Consider the following 18,110-nt stretch of genomic DNA (forward strand, 5'->3'; position numbering starts at 1 on the left):
AGGCAATCATATCTTAGAAAGGAAACCCTATGCTCCTCCCAATTCTTCTCAGCTTTTTTACAGCCTTCTTTCCCCTTACTTTTGCTCTTCTTCACTTATTGGCTTCTCTTTCTGAAGTTAAAAAAGGGAATCACACTCTAGGAAATACATTTCTCCTCATCGGAAGCAGCCTTGCGACCTTATCTCTCATCCTCTACTTCTTTTTACCGATTGTCGCTCTAGTCCTTTGGCTGATCGGCTGTGGTTTGATTTGCTACGGGGCCTATTGGAATGGGAAACGCAAAGAAGTGTTCCATCCAGCTCACCACCTGATTCGGATGGGCATCACTTTAGTCCTTACCATCTTGTTAGCCTTGTTATAAGAAAAGCTCAAGTTTGCAGAAAAACTTGAGCTTTTGTATTTTCTGTTTGTTAAGCCATCAACAGCATGAGAATAGGGATCACCACCATGGTTGCAAGGGTCGTTTCTGTCACCATGACGGCTGCATAGTCACTATCAGCTCCATAGAGTCTGGCAACAACTGGCGCATTGGTCATCACAGGCATAGCGGACTGGATGATAAAGACCTGCTTCATCAAACTTGGAAGAGGCACCCAGTAGACGATGGAGGCCATCAAGAGAGGGGCAACCAGAAAGCGACCTAGTAGAATCAATAGTTGCTCTTTTCCCAGAACCAACTGCTTCACACCTACATGAGACACTGACAAACCGATGAATATCATGGATAAGGGGGTTGTTAAATTGCCCAGGTACTGTAAATCACTGGCTAGAAAAGCTGGCAACTTGATCTGTAGCATCACCAAGACTAGTCCCAAGAGAAAGCCCATAAGGGGCGGAGAAAAGACTTTTTTCAGACTGGTTTTGAGATCAAACTGAGCTTCTCCCTCACCATCTCGCTGAATCAGATAGGTCCCCAAGGTCCAGAAAAAGGTCGTATTGCACATGTAATAGATCAAAACATAGGGAATGCTGGCATCCCCGAAAAGGGCCTGGTTGATGGGGAGCCCCACAAAAATCGTATTGGAATTAAAAAACATGGAAATAAAGAGGCCACGGCGGTCCTGCCTCACTGCAAAGATCCTTGCTACTGCTGTCGCGATGCCAAGTAAAATGACCATAGACAGGGCAGGAAACCGCAAGGCTGGCAACATTATAAGTAGATCCGCTGCTGTGAAGCGCTGCGTGATGGTGTAGAGCATATAGCAGGGAAGAGCAACTTGAGTGACCAATTTAGCGAGTAGGCCACGTGACTTGTCATCAAACCAGCCTTTTTCACCAATGACAAAGCCCACTAAAATCACGCCCAGGATGACGAGGATCCCCGATATGCTCCTCAAAAAGATGTCCATGTTCTCTCCTTTTCTTTTTTAAATTTGAACTAAAAAAATCATTTTTTACAAGGCTCAAAAACTACTCTAGTATATCATAAAAAGAGGTGGGGCAACATGCCCAACCTCATGTATTTTATTAATTGTCACTAATACCCCTTCTTAGCAGCTTTCGTCCATTGGTACCAACCAACTAGACTGTTGATAAGGTAAATAAAGAAAAACCAATAAAATGGTGGGGACTATGGCGAAAATAGATGATTCAGTTAAAAAGAAAGTTCCAGAATTGCGATTTAAAGGATTCACGGATGAATGGGAACAGCGTAAGTTGGGAGACGAAGTTCGAATAGTGATGGGACAGTCTCCTAATTCAGAAAATTATACTGATGATCCTAATGGGCGCTAAAAATGCGAAGACCTATTTTGTATTAGTCAAACAAAAGATCCAAAATAAATGGTATATGATTATGACCATGAAACAAAGTAAAACCAAACCGAGTGATCTGAGGAAGCACCCGATGATCATGAAACGTTATTAAACACAAAAGTCACCCATGTGAGTTCTTGCCAGAAGCTGAAGTTAATCCTTCAACCTGGAAAACCCGCAGAGGTGACTTTTTCTATACATCTCGATTTTTCTGGTAATAATCATTAACCGATAAATATGTCTGTGAATCACCCAGCGACTCCGCTATGTCCATAATCCGCGGTGGTAGTAATCCCACTCGCTGGACAAGTTCGTGATCGCTGAACAATTCCCGTGGACTGCCGGCGAAGCCAAACTTCCCGTGTTCCATAACATACACCGACTCAAACTCGGCGGCGACCCAATCCATGTCATGGGTGATGGTCACAACTTGGTGGCCCGAATCAGCCAACTGATGGAAAATTGCGGTTAACTTGCGCCGGCTTTCCCAATCAAGCGACATCATCGGCTCATCAAATAAATAAATCGCCGGATCCACTGCCAAAACTGTGGCAACGCTCAACAGCTTGCGTTCCGACAATGACAGGTCATATGGACTTTCAGCTGTTTTATCATCCAAGCCAACTCTTTTTAGGGCCGCTAAAGCCCGCCTCGTAATCGTGTCGTGGTCATCCATGACCTGCGCGACACTCCACTCCACCTCTCGTTGAACGGTCGGGTTGAAAAGCTGATCGTCAGGATTCTGAAAAGTAATCCCAACCTTCAGTAACTTTTCGACTGGTTTAAGATCATTAAAATTTTCTCCATCGATCTTAATCACACCGGTTTGTGGTGTCAGCAAGCCCGTCAACAATTTGAAGAGCGTTGATTTGCCGGCACCATTTTGGCCAACAATCGCCACCATCGGATCGGCGAAGTGTTTGTCTTCAACATCCAAGCTAAAGGACCGTTCCGGATAAGTGAACGTCAGGTGGTTCAGTTCAATTGTGGACATAAAAAACCTCCTTCAGTTCAGCGTCATTCACCGGATACCGGCCATCAGCCAAGTGCCAATCCATTTTTTGAGCAAGTTGCTGGATTGTCGGGGCTGGAATCTGCCAGTCAGCTGCCAAATGATTAAACACCTCACCCGGCCTGCCCTGGGCTACCATTTGACCCTCGTGCAGCACCCACACAACGTCGGCGACTTCGCACAAATCGTCAATTTCACTGGTGACAATGAAGACAGTCGTCTCTTTGACTTGGGCCAACCATTGGAAAAATTGTCGGCGGCCAAGGGGATCCATCTGACTGGTCGGATCATCCATAATCAAAACAGCCGGGTTAGCCGCAATCGCCGTGGCAATTGCCAACCGCTGGCTCTGACCACCGGAAAGGCTCTCGGGACGCAAATTCAGCTGTTCAATCAGCCCCATTTGCGTTGCAACTTCTTCAACCCGTTTTTGAATCAGTCCTTCAGCCATTCCCTGATTAATCAAGTCAAAGGCGATTTCATCGGCAACCGTGTCTGCCAACCCGCTTAGTTGGCCAGCTGGATTTTGCAGTACAACTCCATTCATGGCATTATAAACGGGCCAATTGTCGGACAATCGCTGGCCAAACATGTGCCAGTCGCCCTCAATCTCAGCAGACACCATTTTGGGAATGACCCCTGCCAGCACACGGCACAAAGTCGATTTGCCGGAGTGGCTATTCCCGATAATCCCAACCACCTGGCCGGCATGAACCTCCGCGTTAATCTGACGCAGTTGTGGTTGCTCAGTACCCGGATAACGGGTGGTCAAATTTTCAATTACAATCCGTTTATCTTCGTCCATATCTTCCACCCAATCAATAAAATTGCCAATCCAGTCAGACCAATGTGCAGCGTCCGCGACAGGCGATACACGCGCTGGGAGGTTCTGACAGTCCGGTTGGGATTATCAAAACCTCTCAGTTGGAGAGAAATCGACCGCGCCATCGATTGATCCAAGGTCTTAATCACCAATGGAATTAGAACCGGCAGGACTGACTTTAATTTCTGAATCAACGTTTTTTGCGGATTGGTTCCGCGAACTTTTTGTGCCTGCTGGATTTTCCGCATATTGCGCATCATTTCCGGCAAAATATAACACACCGACATCAGAACGTAGACGGTTTTATAAGACAATCCGGACAGTTCCAAATAGGCCGCGTTTTCTGAAATACTCGTGGTCACCATAAAAAAGCCACTGGTCAAAATAATCACCAATACTCGACAACCCAGAGTGGTGGCGTAAATCAGGCCTTCTTTGTAGAACGACACCCCAAGCACAGAAAACAGCAAAGTTTGATTCCGACTGTAAAATAACCCTTGGATGATCAGCATGGTGCAAATCAGAAACAGGCTGAATCCCAGCGCCTTAAAGATGGTAGAACTCAATTTGGAAAATAACAATAGCAGTGTTGCGACAAGAATTAATCCGGCCTGAAGCAATAAATTCATACTGGCAAAGCTCAACAACGTCATGTCCACGATGAACAAGAGCTTAGTAATCGGATCGATCACCTGGTACCACTTGAGCTTGACCCGTGGCGCTCCAGAAATCAATGTTTGATCAGTCATCATTTATCACCGCTAAAGAAGTGCACCATCCGCTTCGGCAGCTGACGATAGATGAAGAAGGCCAGGTAGGCCACGCAGACTTTATCCAAAATATCCAAGACAAACTCATCGGTAAATGAGGCCAGCCACACTGGTGCATGATTGGCGACCATTACCGCAAACAATGAGTCACCCCAAGCGATACCGGTCTGACCACCCCAAAAGATGACGTTGAGTGGCGTTGAAATGACAGCTGAAACGATGGCAATAATAATAGCAGAAACAAATACTCGTCGCGCTGACGAGAACCACCCATTGGCGTGCAAAACTCCGACAGCAATCCCAATTCCGATGCTGGTAATCGCATACACGGTTGAAATTGGCGATAAGGTCAGCCCATAGATCACGTTGTTGATGAAACCACTGATGGCACCGGCAACCGGCCCAGCCAACATGCTGGCAAGAAAGGTTCCCAAAGACCCCAGCCAAACGGGCAACTTTAACCCCTCCGCCAAGGCTTTGGCAACATAGTTAATCCCCACGGCAGCGGGAATCAAAGTCATGGTGGCAGCACTTAACTTAAATTTCCACATACTGGTACGATGAATCGGTTCTGTTTTCATAATCTTCTCCTTTTGTTTTTAAAGAGCCGTGTCTGTTTAGACTTTCGGACGCAACGCTCTATAGATTTTTATAGTTGAACCGCTTCACCTTTCACAGATCCCTTAGTCGACATCAGGGTTTCTCTTGAAAAGGATTGTTCAACAGTTCACAACTAATCATACGCCTATTTTCATAGAAGTCAAGAATTTTCTGAATTTTTTTTGAAAACGTTCGGGAATTGAAAAATAGAGCAAGCGCCCATGAGAATGATCGCTAGACAATTATAATAGGCCACTATAAAAAAACAAACACCATTTCTGGTGTTTGTTTCATTTTATAAAGGAAGCACTAGCTTATTTTTTCTTTTTCTTCAAAATATAAGCTGCAATGCTTGCCAAGACAAAGGCTAAAACTAAGCTAATAATAGAGATGGTCGTACCTGTATTTGGTAAGAATCCTAAGATTTTGCCTGGTTTCTTCGGCTCTGGTTGGCTTGGTTTTTTAGGTTCAGGTTGACCCGGTTTCTTTGGTTCAGATGAACTTGGAGGAGTTGGTTGTTTTGGAGTTTCTTTTGGAACATGCTTGTTAGTAATCACAACATTTCCTTTACCATCCTCGTCGTTACGAGCTTCATAGCCCTTTGGAACACTGACTTCTCTCACTGTATAAGTGATGGTGTTTCCATTTGCTTTTTCATCTAAATCTGCAAAGGTATGGGTCCACTTGTTTTCAGCTGACAATTCTACTTCTTGACCGACTTTTTGATCATTGGCATAGAGTTGAACGCGAATACTCTTCGGACGAATTCCATCCTTGTCATTCTCATCATCCCACTTCTTAGTGACCGTGACGCTTGTCTTACCAGGTGCATGGGTATTGGTAATGGTATAAGCAGCCTGATCAATTGTAGTCGTATATTCAGCTACCTTCTCTTCTTGAAGAGTATAGACGATTTCTTTTCCATCCTTGAATTTTGGTAGACCTGTGAAGCTTTCTTTCCAATCGGTCGCATTCGTGAGTTCTTTTTGAGCAACTTTTTCACCATTGGCTAGAAGATTTACCACGATACTTGCTGGGCGTAGACCATCTTGATTGTCTTGGTCATTCCAGATCTTAGTCACTGGAATATCGATCACATCTGGCGTATGCGTATTGGTCAAGATCGTGTGAGCAGGATCAGAAGTATCAGCAGTGACTTGGTAGCCTTTTGGAAGATCTACTTCTTCCACACGGTAGCTGATCGCTTGACCAGCTTTCTTTTCAGCTAATTTGCTAAAGGTATGGGTCCATTGATTGTCCGCTGACAATTGAACCGGATCTCCTACTTTTTCATCATTTGCATACAATTGAACCTTGATGGATTTTGGACGGAGGCCATCTTGGTCATTGGCATCATCCCACTTCTTAGTGACTTTCATCTCTGTAAGAGCTGGTTCATGCGTGTTGGTCAAGACAACATTAGCCTTGTCCTTATCATTTACCGTTACTTTGTAACCATCTGGGACAGTTACTTCTTTGACTGTATATGCAATTGCTTTTCCAGCTGCCTTGGCATCAAGGTTTTCAAATGCACCTTTCCAGTCATTCGCGGCTGAAAGTTCTAATACTTGGTCTGTTGGAAGGCCATCTTTGTACAATTGAACTTGAATGCTGGCTGGACGGAGACCATCTTGGTCGTCTCCATCTTCCCATTTCTTGCTCACTTCTACTTTGGTCTTTTCTGGTTCGTGCGTATTGGTCACGACTACTTGACCTGGGTTCGTAGCTTCGACGGCTTGTGTGTAGCCTTCTGGAACATCGATTTCTTTGACTGTATAGTTGATAACTTGGCCAGCTTTCTTCTCGTCTAAGTTTGAGAAGGTATGGGTCCATTTGTTATCTGCTGACAATTCAACAGCCTTATCAACCTTTTGATCACCAGCATACAATTGAACCTTGATTGTTTTTGGACGAAGGCCATCTTGGTTATTGGCATCCTTCCAGTTTTTCGTAACAGTAAGGCTTGTCTTACCTGGTTTGTAAGTATTGGTAATCGTAGTTCCATCAATCTTAGTAGTGTAATTGTCCACTTTGTCTTCTGTCACTGTATAGACAACTTTTTGACCATCTTTATAGACTGGTAGGTCTGTGAAGCTATGAGTCCATTCATCTCCTTCACCAGTCAGATCAAGAGCTTGCACCTCTGTTCCATTTGCCAAGAGGTGAACTTTGATGGTAGATGGGCGAAGACCATCTTGGTTTTGTGCATCATCCCAGACTTTCTTGACTGTAACCGTCGTGGTCTCAGGAGTGCGCTTGTTGGTTATGATGGCTTTTCCATCTGTGAAGCTGGCTTCCTCTGTATCGACCGTATAATGAGTCGGAACTTTCACTTCTTTAACAGTGTAGGTATTGAGCTTACCATCACTGTCTTTATCTGGAAGATTCGTAAAGTGGGCTTTCCAGTCTGTTGCGGCTGAAACCGTGACTGGTTTTCCTTGAGTTTTGCCATTCTTATAGAGTTGGAATTCCACACTTGCTGGGCGAAGCCCTTCTTGGTTGTCTTGGTCATCCCAAACTTTTGAAGCTTCAAGATCAATATACTTGATATCTGCTTCATTAGCGATCTCAACTGGGACTGCTTTTGAGCCAACCGCTTTTCCATCCACCGTGACGTGGTAGATTTGTTTGTCCGCATCATAGCTGACAACCACAGCATGTTCTGTTTCATCCAACTTGTAGTTTTCAGGTGCTTTGGTTTCTTTGAGCGTATAGGTTCCTTCTGTTAAGGTGTTAAAGGAGAATTCTCCCTTTTTATCAGAAGTGGCCGTCGCAACAACCGCACCATTTGCATCAGTTAAGGTAAATTCAGCACCTTCAAGAACTTTCTTAGGATCATCCTTGTCCACCTTCTTGACTTGGAAAGCAGCCGAGAAGATTTGTGCAGTTACGGTATTAGACTCACGATTTCCTTCATGACCTTTCGCCTTGTAACCAAACTGGTTATGAGCTTGAACAAGACCAGAACGACCGCCGTTGTCTTCGTTGTCTTTGGTACGTTTTTGCATCAAAGCCTTGACTTCATCAGTCAATTCACTTGGATTTACAACTGGGACACCAAAGCTGGCTTCGCCACGCGCAGGAATCGTGGTTCCTGCATTTGCAACTAACTTGATTCCTGTTACTTGACTGTAATCAGCCACAGCTGTCGTCCAGATATCTTTGTCAGCAGCTTGCGCCATGGTATCTGTCGTAACGCCTGTATCAGTTGTATAGTAGACCGTCCATCCTTCTGGAGCTGTCACTGGTCCACGAAGGCTGACCGTGTATTCTGTCATCCGACCAGATCCGTCTAGTGTGTTAACGTCTTTTACTTTTGGTAGGACATCATAGACGACTCCGTCTTCTACTGCCTTATCCGTATTATTTTTAATGGTGAGTTTGTAGTTAAAGGTTTCACCTGGTTTGAAGGTACGTGTCACAATCGAAGCGTCTGACAGGTCATCATTTTTAGCGATATATTTGCGTGCATAGATTCCTTCAGCCGCAACAATCGTATAGTTTGATTGAGCATATGGAATTTTATCCGTTGTTGAACCATTTCCGTTCAGATCATACACATCTTCCGTGACCCGATCAGGGTTGGCATTTTCAAGATCGTGGATCCCATTTCCAGCGACATAAACCTTATTGGTGAAGGTCCCACCATCGTCTTTCCCTTTCAGATCGGCCACGATAAATGGTAGACGCACGCGATTAAGATCTTGAAGAGAAGCCTTAATAAACTCTTTTTGATCCAAATGCATGATGAGAGCTGTCCGTCCAGAATTGTGGTAGTTTTCAATGACATCGTAGCTCTTTAAGAATTTCATACCTTTTTCATTAGAGGCAAGGTTTCTTTCAAAATCTTTATAGTCGACTTTAAGGGTATTTGGATCATACAGATCAATGATTCGCAGGTCTCCATAATCCTTATCAGGATCCAAGACCACTTTGGTTGCCATCAAACCAAAACGAATATTTTCTCCATCAGTATAACGAACATCATTGTAATCTGTCGTTTTTGAAATCTCAAAGCTTTCCTTCAAAGGAATCAGCTTAAAGGTCCAATCTGATGTTTGGTCTTTAGCAAGGTTTGATTGTGTTTGATAAGTGACACGACCTGTATTCTTGAATTCATTCTTGGTCGCATCATTTTCATCGTAACGAGTCTTCTCTGGATCTTTGAAGCTTGTATAGGTATTGAAGCGAATTCCTTGACCAGATTTTAGGACAAAATCATCCTTCATTTCCATCCGCCAACCGACAACGGTTCCATACTTGGTTAAGTCGATAAAACCATTGCCGTCTTTATCGGTTTCTGGCTGAACTTCTTTTTGACTACCATCTTCTAAAGTAAGGATGATGCGTTTCACATATTTGCTAATATACTCACCAATACCGTAATTTCCTTGCATAAGACGAGCGTAATCAATCTTGGTGAATTTTAACCGAGAGTCCACTGTCTCATCATAGAAAACAAAATTCTTTTGTGTCGAAGGAGTTTTATTATCAAAAGCGATGATCCATTTATAGTTTGCTGCCTTGTATTCAGTTGAATCATAGACATCACCATCTGCTTTTTTGGCAAAACTTCCAGCCCCTTCCAGGTCACGAGAGGTCAAGCGGAAAATAAGAGAATCTTCAGCTGTAATATCCGGTTCTCCCTCTCCACGATTGGCAGGAATTCCCACAATACTTCCTGAGTTTGTCAAATCCTTACTAAGGACGTCTTTGAGAGTCTGGTCCTTTTCCAAAACTAAATCAGGAAACTTCAAGTAAAGGTAACTTGTATTCTTGATTTTTGCCATGAATTCTTGGTGATAAGCTGCTGGATTACCGTTTGCATCTGCTGTAAACGTCTTAGAAACGGTGCCATCTCCATTATCTACCCAACCTTCAGACTTAGCTGTATCTAAAACTGCTGTCCGGGTATTGCCATTTTTATCTGTATAGGTTGGCAACTTATCGGTAAGCGTTACTGATTCTAATTGACGATATTGTCCCCCATACTGTCCTTGCATTCCCTCCAATTGAAATGCAAATGGAACAGATGATGGGGTTTCAATATAATTTTTTCCGTCAGCCCCTTTGACAACACCAGGCATGGCTTCCGCATAGTCCTTGGACATGGCTTCGTTCAAGTTTTGGTTGATATACTTGGTTAAGCGATAGTCATTGTACTTGGGTTTCCAAATGATATCATTGAGTTTTGCTTCTTGACCATTGATATTCAAGGTACCCGTAATATCCAATGAATAATTGGTCGGTGCATAACCGACTTTAAATTTTCCAATAAATGGTAAAGTCAGGACCTCTGACTTTTGGTAATTGTTAAAGTGAAGTGTGACTTGATAATCATCTCCAACTTTTGTAACCGTTGGTTTGTCATGCTCTGAAGCACTATTGAAGTCAGGGAAACTAACTTCTCGTAAGTACTTTCCAGGAACCTTCAAGGTCACCGTTACTTCATTAATATCCGTTGTCAAATTCTTAGGGGTGATCTGGATATAACCAGACATGGTATCCCCTGTGTAATAGGACATCCCATCTGGATGGTTCTGTTTATCCCCATACATAAGGGTAACATCCAAGGCCCCATTATCCCCGACTGCTAGCTCATTGGCAAAGGCTGTGATCGCCCCTTGACCAAGCTGGCCTAGCATCATGAAAATTGTTAAAATGGCAAAACCTTTTTTCAAAAAGTCTTTCCATAATGAACGAAGCTTTTTCATGTCTTATCTCCTTTACTTTTGTTAGCCTTACAAAAGGCCCTCCCTTTAATTTTATCACTTATTTTTTAAAATATCCTTTGCTTTTCAAATTAAATCATCACTATTCAATAATATAGACATTATTTGCAATGATGTCTATATTATAAATCACTATCTGGTACTGATTTCCCCTTTCTTCTATCCAAGGGCAAGAAAATAAAACATTTATAAACAAGGAGGAGCAGTCTGCCAATTCTTATTCTTCCTTGATTTTCTTCATACAAAAAAACTCAAACACATCTGCTTGAGTTTTGTACACCCTACTATTGGTTGATTATTTTATCTAACTCTTCACCATTTGAAGGAATCTTTTGTTTTTCCCTTCTCTCTCGTACCCACAGCATAGCTAGTCCAAAAAGGTGACTACCAAACAAGGCAGTCACAAAAATCAGCTTGCCCCTGTCTGGATAAGAGAGAGGGAGGCTGCTAAAGCCATAGCGAGCCCACTCGATAAAGATCGGATGCGAAAAGTAAAGAGCTATACTCATTTGCTTTAAATACTGTAAATCATAGCTTTTCAAAAAGGACGATTGCAGGCAGGCATTGACAAAATAAACGGTCACAAAAGGAAGAAGAAAGAAAAAGTTCTTATCAATTCCTTCGTGTTGAAAAATAATGATGCCTTCCATACAGAACAACCCAAAGGCAAGAGCTAGCTTTTGCCAACGGTGAATTCTAAAAGTTTGTGCATGAAAATGATCATACAGATAGTAACCCATATAGATAAAAATGGGCGTGTAAAAGAGACCATTTCGCGCTGTAAAAAATAAATTGCTGTAGAGCTGGTAACCTTTGAGAAGACTTGTGGTGTCCAGATAAGCCGAATAGGTCTCGATCAAGCCCCAGCAGTAAAGAAGAAAGGTGATCAACCCCGTCCAAACCATACCTAGGTGTTTGACCAATTGATTGACCAAAAACAAACCCAGCAAAAAGGCCGGGATATACCAGAGTTGGTAGCACATTCCCAGATAGATCAGTGCGATGAGAACACCTGCTGGAAAAAGATAGATAGGAAGATGGAGACTAGAGAAAAAGAGCCAGGCATAAGGAAGGTAAACAAAACTCCAAAACAAATAGGTTTTTACGATTTTGACCAGATAGGCCTTCATTTTCTGAGAATTCCCTAGGGATTGCTTGAGGAAAAAGCTGGCACAGACGATAAAAAATGGCACCGCTAGCCGGCCGAGCATACTCTTAAGACCAAAATGCAGTGGCTCATAGGAGGTCAAGCGACCACTATGCACCAAAATCACTGCAATCGCAAAGAGGTATTGAAAAAAGCTGATACTAGAGGTGTTATAGAGGGGATTCTTTTGCATAGTCCTACTCCTTGCCCAAAGCAGTTTCTATGGTTATTTTAGCATGAAAGGGAAGGCCAAGCAAGGAATCTTACATCCTTATCTACCTTTTTTCCTCTATTTTTGATATACTCAAAGCATGCATAAACAAACCATCATTGATTTTAAAGAGCTTGGTTTACGCCACCTTTTCACCAAGCCCATAAAGGAATTAAAAACTAGAAACCTCGACCAGGTAGAGGTTCTTCTTAAAGAAGTCGAAGCCTACCAAGAGAAAGGCTTTTATGCAGTCGGCTATGTCAGCTATGAGGCTGCTCCTGCTTTTGAGAAGAAGTTTGCTGTCCATCCAGCACCTCTCATGGGAGAGTATCTCCTCTATTTTACGATCCACGAGGATGTCGAAACCCTTCCTTTTCCAGAGGACTATGAAGCTGTGGATCTTCCAGCCAATTGGAAGGAAGAGGTAGAGGCACCTGCTTATCAAGAAGCCATCGAGACCATCCATCACCATATCCGCCAGGGAAATACCTACCAGGTCAACTACACCGTCCAGCTTTCTCAAGAGCTAAAGTCTGACCCTTTGGCTATCTACAACCGCTTAGTGGTTGAGCAGAAAGCCCATTACAATGCCTTCATCCAGCACGATGATGTCTCCATCCTCTCCATCAGTCCTGAGCTCTTTTTTGAGCAAGACGACCGGCTACTGACCACGCGCCCGATGAAGGGAACGACGGGCCGTGGTCTCACTAACCAAGAGGATCTTCAAGAGGCTGCTTGGCTAAAAGCTGATCCCAAAAATCGAGCAGAAAACATGATGATTGTGGATCTCCTCCGCAATGACATGAACCGGATTTCGGAGATTGGAAGTGAGCAGGTGACCCGCCTTTGCCAAGTCGAGCAATACTCCACTGTTTGGCAGATGACCTCGACCATTGAAAGTCGCTTACAAGCTGAGGTCGACCTGGTCCAAACCTTCCGAGCTCTCTTTCCTTGTGGCTCGATTACAGGAGCACCGAAGATCTCCACTATGGAAATCATCCAAAAGACGGAGAAGGCTCCTCGAGGTGTCTACTGTGGAACGATCGGCATCCTTCTTCCAAGAGGAAAACGGATTTTTAATGTAGCCATCCGGACCCTTCAAATGCAGGGAGATCAAGCCATCTATGGCGTGGGAGGAGGCATCACTTGGGACAGCAAATGGGAAAGTGAATACCAGGAAACCAAGCAAAAATCGGCTGTCCTTTACCGGCAAGAGCCTCGCTTTGAGCTTTTGACAACTGGCCGCATCCACCAAGGAGAGTTGACTTTCCTCGACCAACATGTAACACGCTTGAGAGAAGCTAGTCGCTACTTTGCCTATCCTTATGATGAGTCGAAGCTCCTGAAAGAACTTCAAGAAGAACTCGCTCATTTAGATCTCAACCTTGACTATCGTTGTCGGATTGCCTTGCAAAAAAACGGGACCTTCCACCTAGAGATCACGGAGCTGACCGACTTGCCCGCTAGCTATCTACAGGCCCAACTGACAGAGCAGAAGCTTGATTTAGCGACGCCATTTACTTATTTCAAAACGAGTCAGAGAGACCATCTCAACCAGTCAGATCACGAGCAAATTTTCCATCTGCCAGACGGAACCTTGCTAGAGACGACGATTGGCAATCTGGTGCTGGAGATAGGGGGACAACTCTATACCCCACCAGCTCACCTCCCCTTACTCGATGGCATTTATCGGCGCCATCTTCTTGAGACCCAGCAGGTTGAAGAAAAACTCTTGACTCTGAACGATTTAACAGACGCTGATCGTATTTATGCCTGCAATGCTCTTCGTGGTCTCTACGAACTCGATTTTCAAAGAAAGGATTCCTGATGAAACTAATTTTTTTACATGGACTAGGGCAAGATGTCCTCTCTTGGCAAGGAGTCCAATTTGCACTTTCACCCTTGCACTCCAAAACTTTTGATATTTTCTCCCAGCCAAAAGAAAGCTATCAGGAAGTCAAAGAAAGGTTGATGGAGCGCCTCCAGCAAGAAAGCGAACCCTTTATTCTGGTAGGACTCTCACTAGGTGGCGTGCTCGCTCTGGATCTCTCCAGACAAGACTTCCCGCAACTCAAGGGCTTGGTCCTTGCGGGAACTCAATACAAACTCAACACCAATCCCCTCTATCGGCTCCAGATTCTCCTTTTTCGTCTGCTTCCCAAGCATGTCTTTGAAAAACAAGATGCCAATAAACAACAGATGCTTCAAATCTTGACCGAATTAAAAGGGCTCAATTTAACCGATACCGTTAAAGTTTGCCCTCTTCCTAGCTTGGTGATTTGTGGTAGCAAAGATTGGGCCAATCAATCTTCTTCTAAAAAATTGGCCAATCTCCTGCCAAAAGGCCGCTATCAAGAAATCGCAGACGGAGGTCATCTACTCAATACCGAGAAACCCTATGAACTCGCACAAGCCATCAAGGAGTTTGTTGCTGGGTTTTAAAATGAAGAGGCTGGGACAAAAGTCCTAGCCTCTCAATCATTTTTGGATTGTCGAGCAAGACGCAGTGGTTGAGTGGGCTCTACTACGCTGATTTCATCAGCTTTTACAGCCCTACTCAACTGTGCGGAGGTGGGACGACGAAATCGAATTCTAACGAATTACCGATTTCTGTCCCACTCTCTTTTTTTAGAAATATTTGAGAATTGCTTGATAGTTATTTGAAAAGCAAGCTATATACTAAGAGTGTAAAGAAAACAACTAGTCATTTGGACGAAGGAGAAAACCATGGAAAAAGTATTAGAAATTTCCCATTTGAGTAAAAAATTTGGTCATCAATACGCCTTAAATGATGTGAATCTCACCATTCGCAAAGGCGACGTCTACGGACTGATCGGTAAGAACGGAGCTGGGAAAACCACCCTCATCAAGGTCATCACCCAACTAATTCAGGAAACAGACGGAAGCGTCTCTCTCTTTGCTTCTACAAGTCGCTCCCAGTGGACGCAAGCCCTAAAACGGGTTGGTTCCGTCATTGAGAGTCCCGTGGCCCATAAGCATATGACCGCTTATCAAAATCTGGTCTACTATTGCAAGGCTCGCCATATCCCCAATCCCGACCAGGTCATCAAAGAAACCCTGAACTATGTTGGCCTGAATAATACGGGTAAGAAGAAATTCCGTGATTTTTCACTAGGGATGAAACAACGGTTGGGAATTGCGATCGCGCTCATTGCCAAGCCAGATTTCCTTATTCTGGATGAACCCATCAATGGTCTCGATCCTGTCGGAATCAAGGAATTCCGTCAGATGATCAAGCGCCTCAACGATGAACTCGGCATGACCATCCTCATTTCCAGTCACATCCTCTCCGAACTTTATCTGGTTGCCAACCGCTTTGGCATTGTCGACCAAGGACGCCTGATCAAAGAAATTAGCAAGGCTGAATTCGAAGAACAAGGAGAAGATTACATCATCCTCAAGACTAGCCAGCTAGCCCTTGCGAGTCAACTGATTCAGGATCAGCTCCATCACCGCATCAAGGTCATCGATAAGGACGGCGAAATCCATATCTTCGGACAGACTCATGATATTAAAGTCATTGTCAAAGCCCTCGTTCAAGCGGATATTGATGTGGACGAAATCTACTATGCCCGCCAAGATCTGGAAAAATTCTTTACGGACTTGGTAGACTAGTCAAACCACCGTCTTGTATTACTTATCCCACATATTTCATTTAGGAGATTTATCATGTTGCATACCATTCAAGCAGATTTTTACAGACTTTTTCGCTCCAAAGGTTTTTGGATCACAGAAGCCATTCTCGTACTCAACATCCTGTCTGGAGTCATCTTTGGAGCTACCGGCCACGTCGGCGTCAATACAGAATCCAAATTACCCCAAGCAACCGAAGTTTGGACAGGCTTTAAAGCCTTGACCAACTACTCTTCCAGCATCAGTGTGACTATCCTCTTTACCATTATTGTCATCACCTTGGTTCTGGGAACAGACTTAACACAAAACTTATACAAGAATAGTCTGGCCTATGGCGTTTCGCGCACTAGCTACTACTTTGCCAAAAGCGCTGTTGTCCTGACCATTGCTCTCTTTCAATTTCTTGTTTCTTATGGTCTCGTCTTCTTGATCGCGACCCTCTACAATGGACTTGGCACCATGCCAGAACACTTCTTGGCTCATTTTGGACTGACCGTGCTGATTCAGTTCCTCTCCACCTTGGCTTGGGTCAGCATCATTTCCTTCCTCCTCTACGCTAGCCAATCCATCACCCTAGCCTTCGTTGGCTACTTCATTGGAAATATCCTCTTAAGCCTGCCTGCACTTTTCTTTAAAGATATTGACATTCTCCACTATCTAAACTTGGAATTCCAATATTCCATGGTCCAAAGTACGACAGCAACGAACAACACTCTCTCGATTGCCCTTGGATTCATCCTTGTTTTCGGCTTCCTAGGACTGGCTACTTTTAAACACAAAGATTTATAACAAAAAGACTTGAGCAGTGCTCAAGCCTTTTTTCTTAGTGTAATGGTCAAGATAAACCAGTCTGCCTCCGTTGCCAGTTGCAAGTCTCCCCCTAAGATCTCTACAAAATTTTGAATAATGTAGAGACCCAAGCCAGAAGACTCCTCTGTATCCGAGAGATTTTCAGAGTAGAATCGACTAGCCAATTGGTCTAAGTGCTGGATCGGTTGTTGCACAATATTGCGCAGCTCGACCCGAATCGTGTCCGCGTCTGAGGTCAAGGTCAAACGGGCCTGCTCCTTTCCATGCTTGAGGACATTGCTGAGCATATTTTGCAAGAGGCGCTCCCAAAGCTCAGGATCCGTAGCATAATGAAGATGCTCTTCTAGCTCTACCTCTAAAGCAATCCCCGCCTCAGACAAGCTATCATAATACTGGAACAACTGCTGGGTTAAAACTTGGCTGAGATCGACGTCTGAAATCCGAGGCTGAATGGCTCCCTCCATCAAGCGTCTGTATTCCAAGAGAGATTCCAGGCGTTTTGAGACGACTTGAAGATTGGAAGCAATTTTCTTCAGCTTTTCCTCTTCCTGCGTCCCATCCTTGATGATTTGTTGGGTATAGCCCGATGCAATGGTCAAAGGCGTCCGGATATCATGAGCAATATTACTAATGGCCATATCCAAGGTCTTTTTCTCTTGAAAGGCAATCCGATTGGTCCGCTCGATCTGGTCAAAGAGATCACTGACCTGCTTGGTCAAGGCGACCAATTCTTTTTTTGAGACCTGAGAGGTCAGCCGTACCCCACTTCCGCTTTGGAGCTTCTTTTGAATCTGCTCCTGCAAATCCTTTAAGGCAGAAAGCAAGCGAGCATAGCCCAAACCCAAGAAAAGGACAAGGACGACAAGAATTAGAACTAAAACCCACATTACTTGTCTCCTTTCAAGCGAACACCCAAGCCCCAGACCGTTTCAATATAGTCCTCATCTGGATCAAGCTGGGCAATTTTCTTTCGGAGATTGCTCAGTTGGGCATTGAGAGTATTGTCTCCTGGCAGATAGACTTCTTCCCAGACCGCCTCATACAATTCTTCCTTGGTAAAAATCTTCTTTGGATGCGCCAGCAAGGTCTCAAAAATTTGAAATTCTTTTTTGCCCAAGCGAAGCGTCTGTTCGCCGGACTCCAGTTCAAAGGTTTCTGGATTTAAAACCAAATTCTTAAAGGATAGCTTTTGCGATACTTGAGATTCCTATGCTACCGTTGTTTGATTTCGCAACTGCACCGTCACCCGAGCGGCCACTTCGTCCAGATTAAAGGGCTTGACAATATAATCATTGGCACCTGCAAGGAGATACTGGCTAATGAGGTGTTTGTCTCCCAGAGCCGTCATCATGATAACCGGCACCTGACTCTGCAAACGGATCTCCTCCAGGACCTGGTCCCCATTCTTCCCTGGAAGCATGATATCCAGAAGAACCAAATCAACGGCTTCTTGCTGGAAGAGCCGCAGCCCTTCTGTACCCGAAAAGGCTTGAAGCACCTCATGGTCTTCGCTTAACAAACTATACAAAATTTCTTGGATATCATTATTGTCCTCGATTAATAAAACCCGTGCCACTTGCCTCACTCCTTTTTTC

General features: G+C 44.1%; 15 protein-coding genes and 1 pseudogene. 7 read left to right on the forward strand and 9 right to left on the reverse strand.

From position 1 onward, the window contains the following. The first annotated feature begins 29 nt into the window (after positions 1 to 29). Entirely contained in the window at positions 30 to 362 is a 333-nt protein-coding gene (locus RIN70_RS08460; protein WP_031574580.1) for a hypothetical protein, read from the forward strand. 49 nt (positions 363 to 411) lie between these two features. Here RIN70_RS08460 and RIN70_RS08465 read toward each other — a convergent pair whose 3' ends face one another. After that, entirely contained in the window at positions 412 to 1,350 is a 939-nt protein-coding gene (locus tag RIN70_RS08465; RefSeq protein ID WP_129823937.1) for an AEC family transporter, read from the reverse strand. A gap of 223 nt (positions 1,351 to 1,573) precedes the next feature. On the opposite strand from RIN70_RS08465, the gene RIN70_RS08470 reads away from it, so the two are divergent. Both RIN70_RS08470 and RIN70_RS08475 read left to right on the forward strand, forming a co-directional pair. Next, complete coding sequence (locus RIN70_RS08470; protein ID WP_001062367.1) at positions 1,574 to 1,735, forward strand: hypothetical protein; 162 nt, start codon at positions 1,574 to 1,576, stop codon at positions 1,733 to 1,735. Continuing rightward, positions 1,716 to 1,868, forward strand: a complete 153-nt coding sequence (locus RIN70_RS08475; RefSeq protein WP_155200357.1) for a hypothetical protein — start codon at positions 1,716 to 1,718, stop codon at positions 1,866 to 1,868. The genes RIN70_RS08470 and RIN70_RS08475 overlap by 20 nt, the downstream gene beginning before the upstream one ends. Before the next feature lie 81 nt (positions 1,869 to 1,949). Here RIN70_RS08475 and RIN70_RS08480 read toward each other — a convergent pair whose 3' ends face one another. The 6 genes from RIN70_RS08480 to RIN70_RS08505 form a co-directional block, all read right to left on the reverse strand. Beyond that, positions 1,950 to 2,750 carry an energy-coupling factor ABC transporter ATP-binding protein gene (locus tag RIN70_RS08480; RefSeq protein WP_003005192.1) on the reverse strand — a complete coding sequence of 267 codons (801 nt, stop codon included), beginning with the start codon at positions 2,748 to 2,750 and terminating at the stop codon, positions 1,950 to 1,952. Continuing rightward, on the reverse strand, positions 2,737 to 3,573 hold the full coding sequence (locus RIN70_RS08485; RefSeq protein ID WP_129823936.1) for an ABC transporter ATP-binding protein: 837 nt from the start codon (positions 3,571 to 3,573) through the stop codon (positions 2,737 to 2,739). The genes RIN70_RS08480 and RIN70_RS08485 overlap by 14 nt, the downstream gene beginning before the upstream one ends. After that, positions 3,549 to 4,340: an energy-coupling factor transporter transmembrane component T gene (locus tag RIN70_RS08490; RefSeq protein WP_173018767.1), complete on the reverse strand. Its 792-nt coding sequence runs from the start codon at positions 4,338 to 4,340 to the stop codon at positions 3,549 to 3,551. Before RIN70_RS08490 ends, RIN70_RS08485 begins: the two co-directional genes overlap by 25 nt. Then, positions 4,340 to 4,942, reverse strand: coding sequence for a hypothetical protein (locus RIN70_RS08495; RefSeq protein ID WP_021153833.1), 603 nt, complete (start codon positions 4,940 to 4,942; stop codon positions 4,340 to 4,342). The genes RIN70_RS08490 and RIN70_RS08495 overlap by 1 nt, the downstream gene beginning before the upstream one ends. A gap of 333 nt (positions 4,943 to 5,275) precedes the next feature. Next, positions 5,276 to 10,675, reverse strand: a complete 5,400-nt coding sequence (locus tag RIN70_RS08500; protein WP_272144831.1) for a Cna B-type domain-containing protein — start codon at positions 10,673 to 10,675, stop codon at positions 5,276 to 5,278. 302 nt (positions 10,676 to 10,977) lie between these two features. Next, complete coding sequence (locus RIN70_RS08505) at positions 10,978 to 12,033, reverse strand: acyltransferase family protein (protein ID WP_195623648.1); 1,056 nt, start codon at positions 12,031 to 12,033, stop codon at positions 10,978 to 10,980. A gap of 118 nt (positions 12,034 to 12,151) precedes the next feature. Here RIN70_RS08505 and pabB point away from each other — a divergent pair, with 118 nt between their 5' ends. The 4 genes from pabB (at position 12,152) to RIN70_RS08525 (ending at position 16,494) form a co-directional block, all read left to right on the forward strand. After that, positions 12,152 to 13,879: an aminodeoxychorismate synthase component I gene (gene pabB / locus RIN70_RS08510; protein ID WP_272144834.1), complete on the forward strand. Its 1,728-nt coding sequence runs from the start codon at positions 12,152 to 12,154 to the stop codon at positions 13,877 to 13,879. Then, on the forward strand, positions 13,879 to 14,493 hold the full coding sequence (locus RIN70_RS08515) for an alpha/beta fold hydrolase (RefSeq protein ID WP_195623650.1): 615 nt from the start codon (positions 13,879 to 13,881) through the stop codon (positions 14,491 to 14,493). The genes pabB and RIN70_RS08515 overlap by 1 nt, the downstream gene beginning before the upstream one ends. 285 nt (positions 14,494 to 14,778) lie before the next feature. Continuing rightward, entirely contained in the window at positions 14,779 to 15,687 is a 909-nt protein-coding gene (locus RIN70_RS08520) for an ABC transporter ATP-binding protein (protein ID WP_023919084.1), read from the forward strand. 54 nt (positions 15,688 to 15,741) lie between these two features. Further along, complete coding sequence (locus RIN70_RS08525) at positions 15,742 to 16,494, forward strand: ABC transporter permease (RefSeq protein WP_021153840.1); 753 nt, start codon at positions 15,742 to 15,744, stop codon at positions 16,492 to 16,494. Between the two features lie 20 nt (positions 16,495 to 16,514). Here RIN70_RS08525 and RIN70_RS08530 read toward each other — a convergent pair whose 3' ends face one another. Both RIN70_RS08530 and RIN70_RS08535 read right to left on the reverse strand, forming a co-directional pair. After that, on the reverse strand, positions 16,515 to 17,402 hold the full coding sequence (locus RIN70_RS08530) for a sensor histidine kinase (protein WP_195623410.1): 888 nt from the start codon (positions 17,400 to 17,402) through the stop codon (positions 16,515 to 16,517). Continuing rightward, positions 17,402 to 18,091, reverse strand: a pseudogene (locus tag RIN70_RS08535) (response regulator transcription factor). Before RIN70_RS08535 ends, RIN70_RS08530 begins: the two are co-directional and overlap by 1 nt. Between the last annotated feature and the right edge of the window lie 19 nt (positions 18,092 to 18,110).

This window comes from Streptococcus parasanguinis, assembly GCF_032163505.1.
Classification (GTDB): Bacteria; Bacillota; Bacilli; order Lactobacillales; family Streptococcaceae; genus Streptococcus; species Streptococcus parasanguinis_V.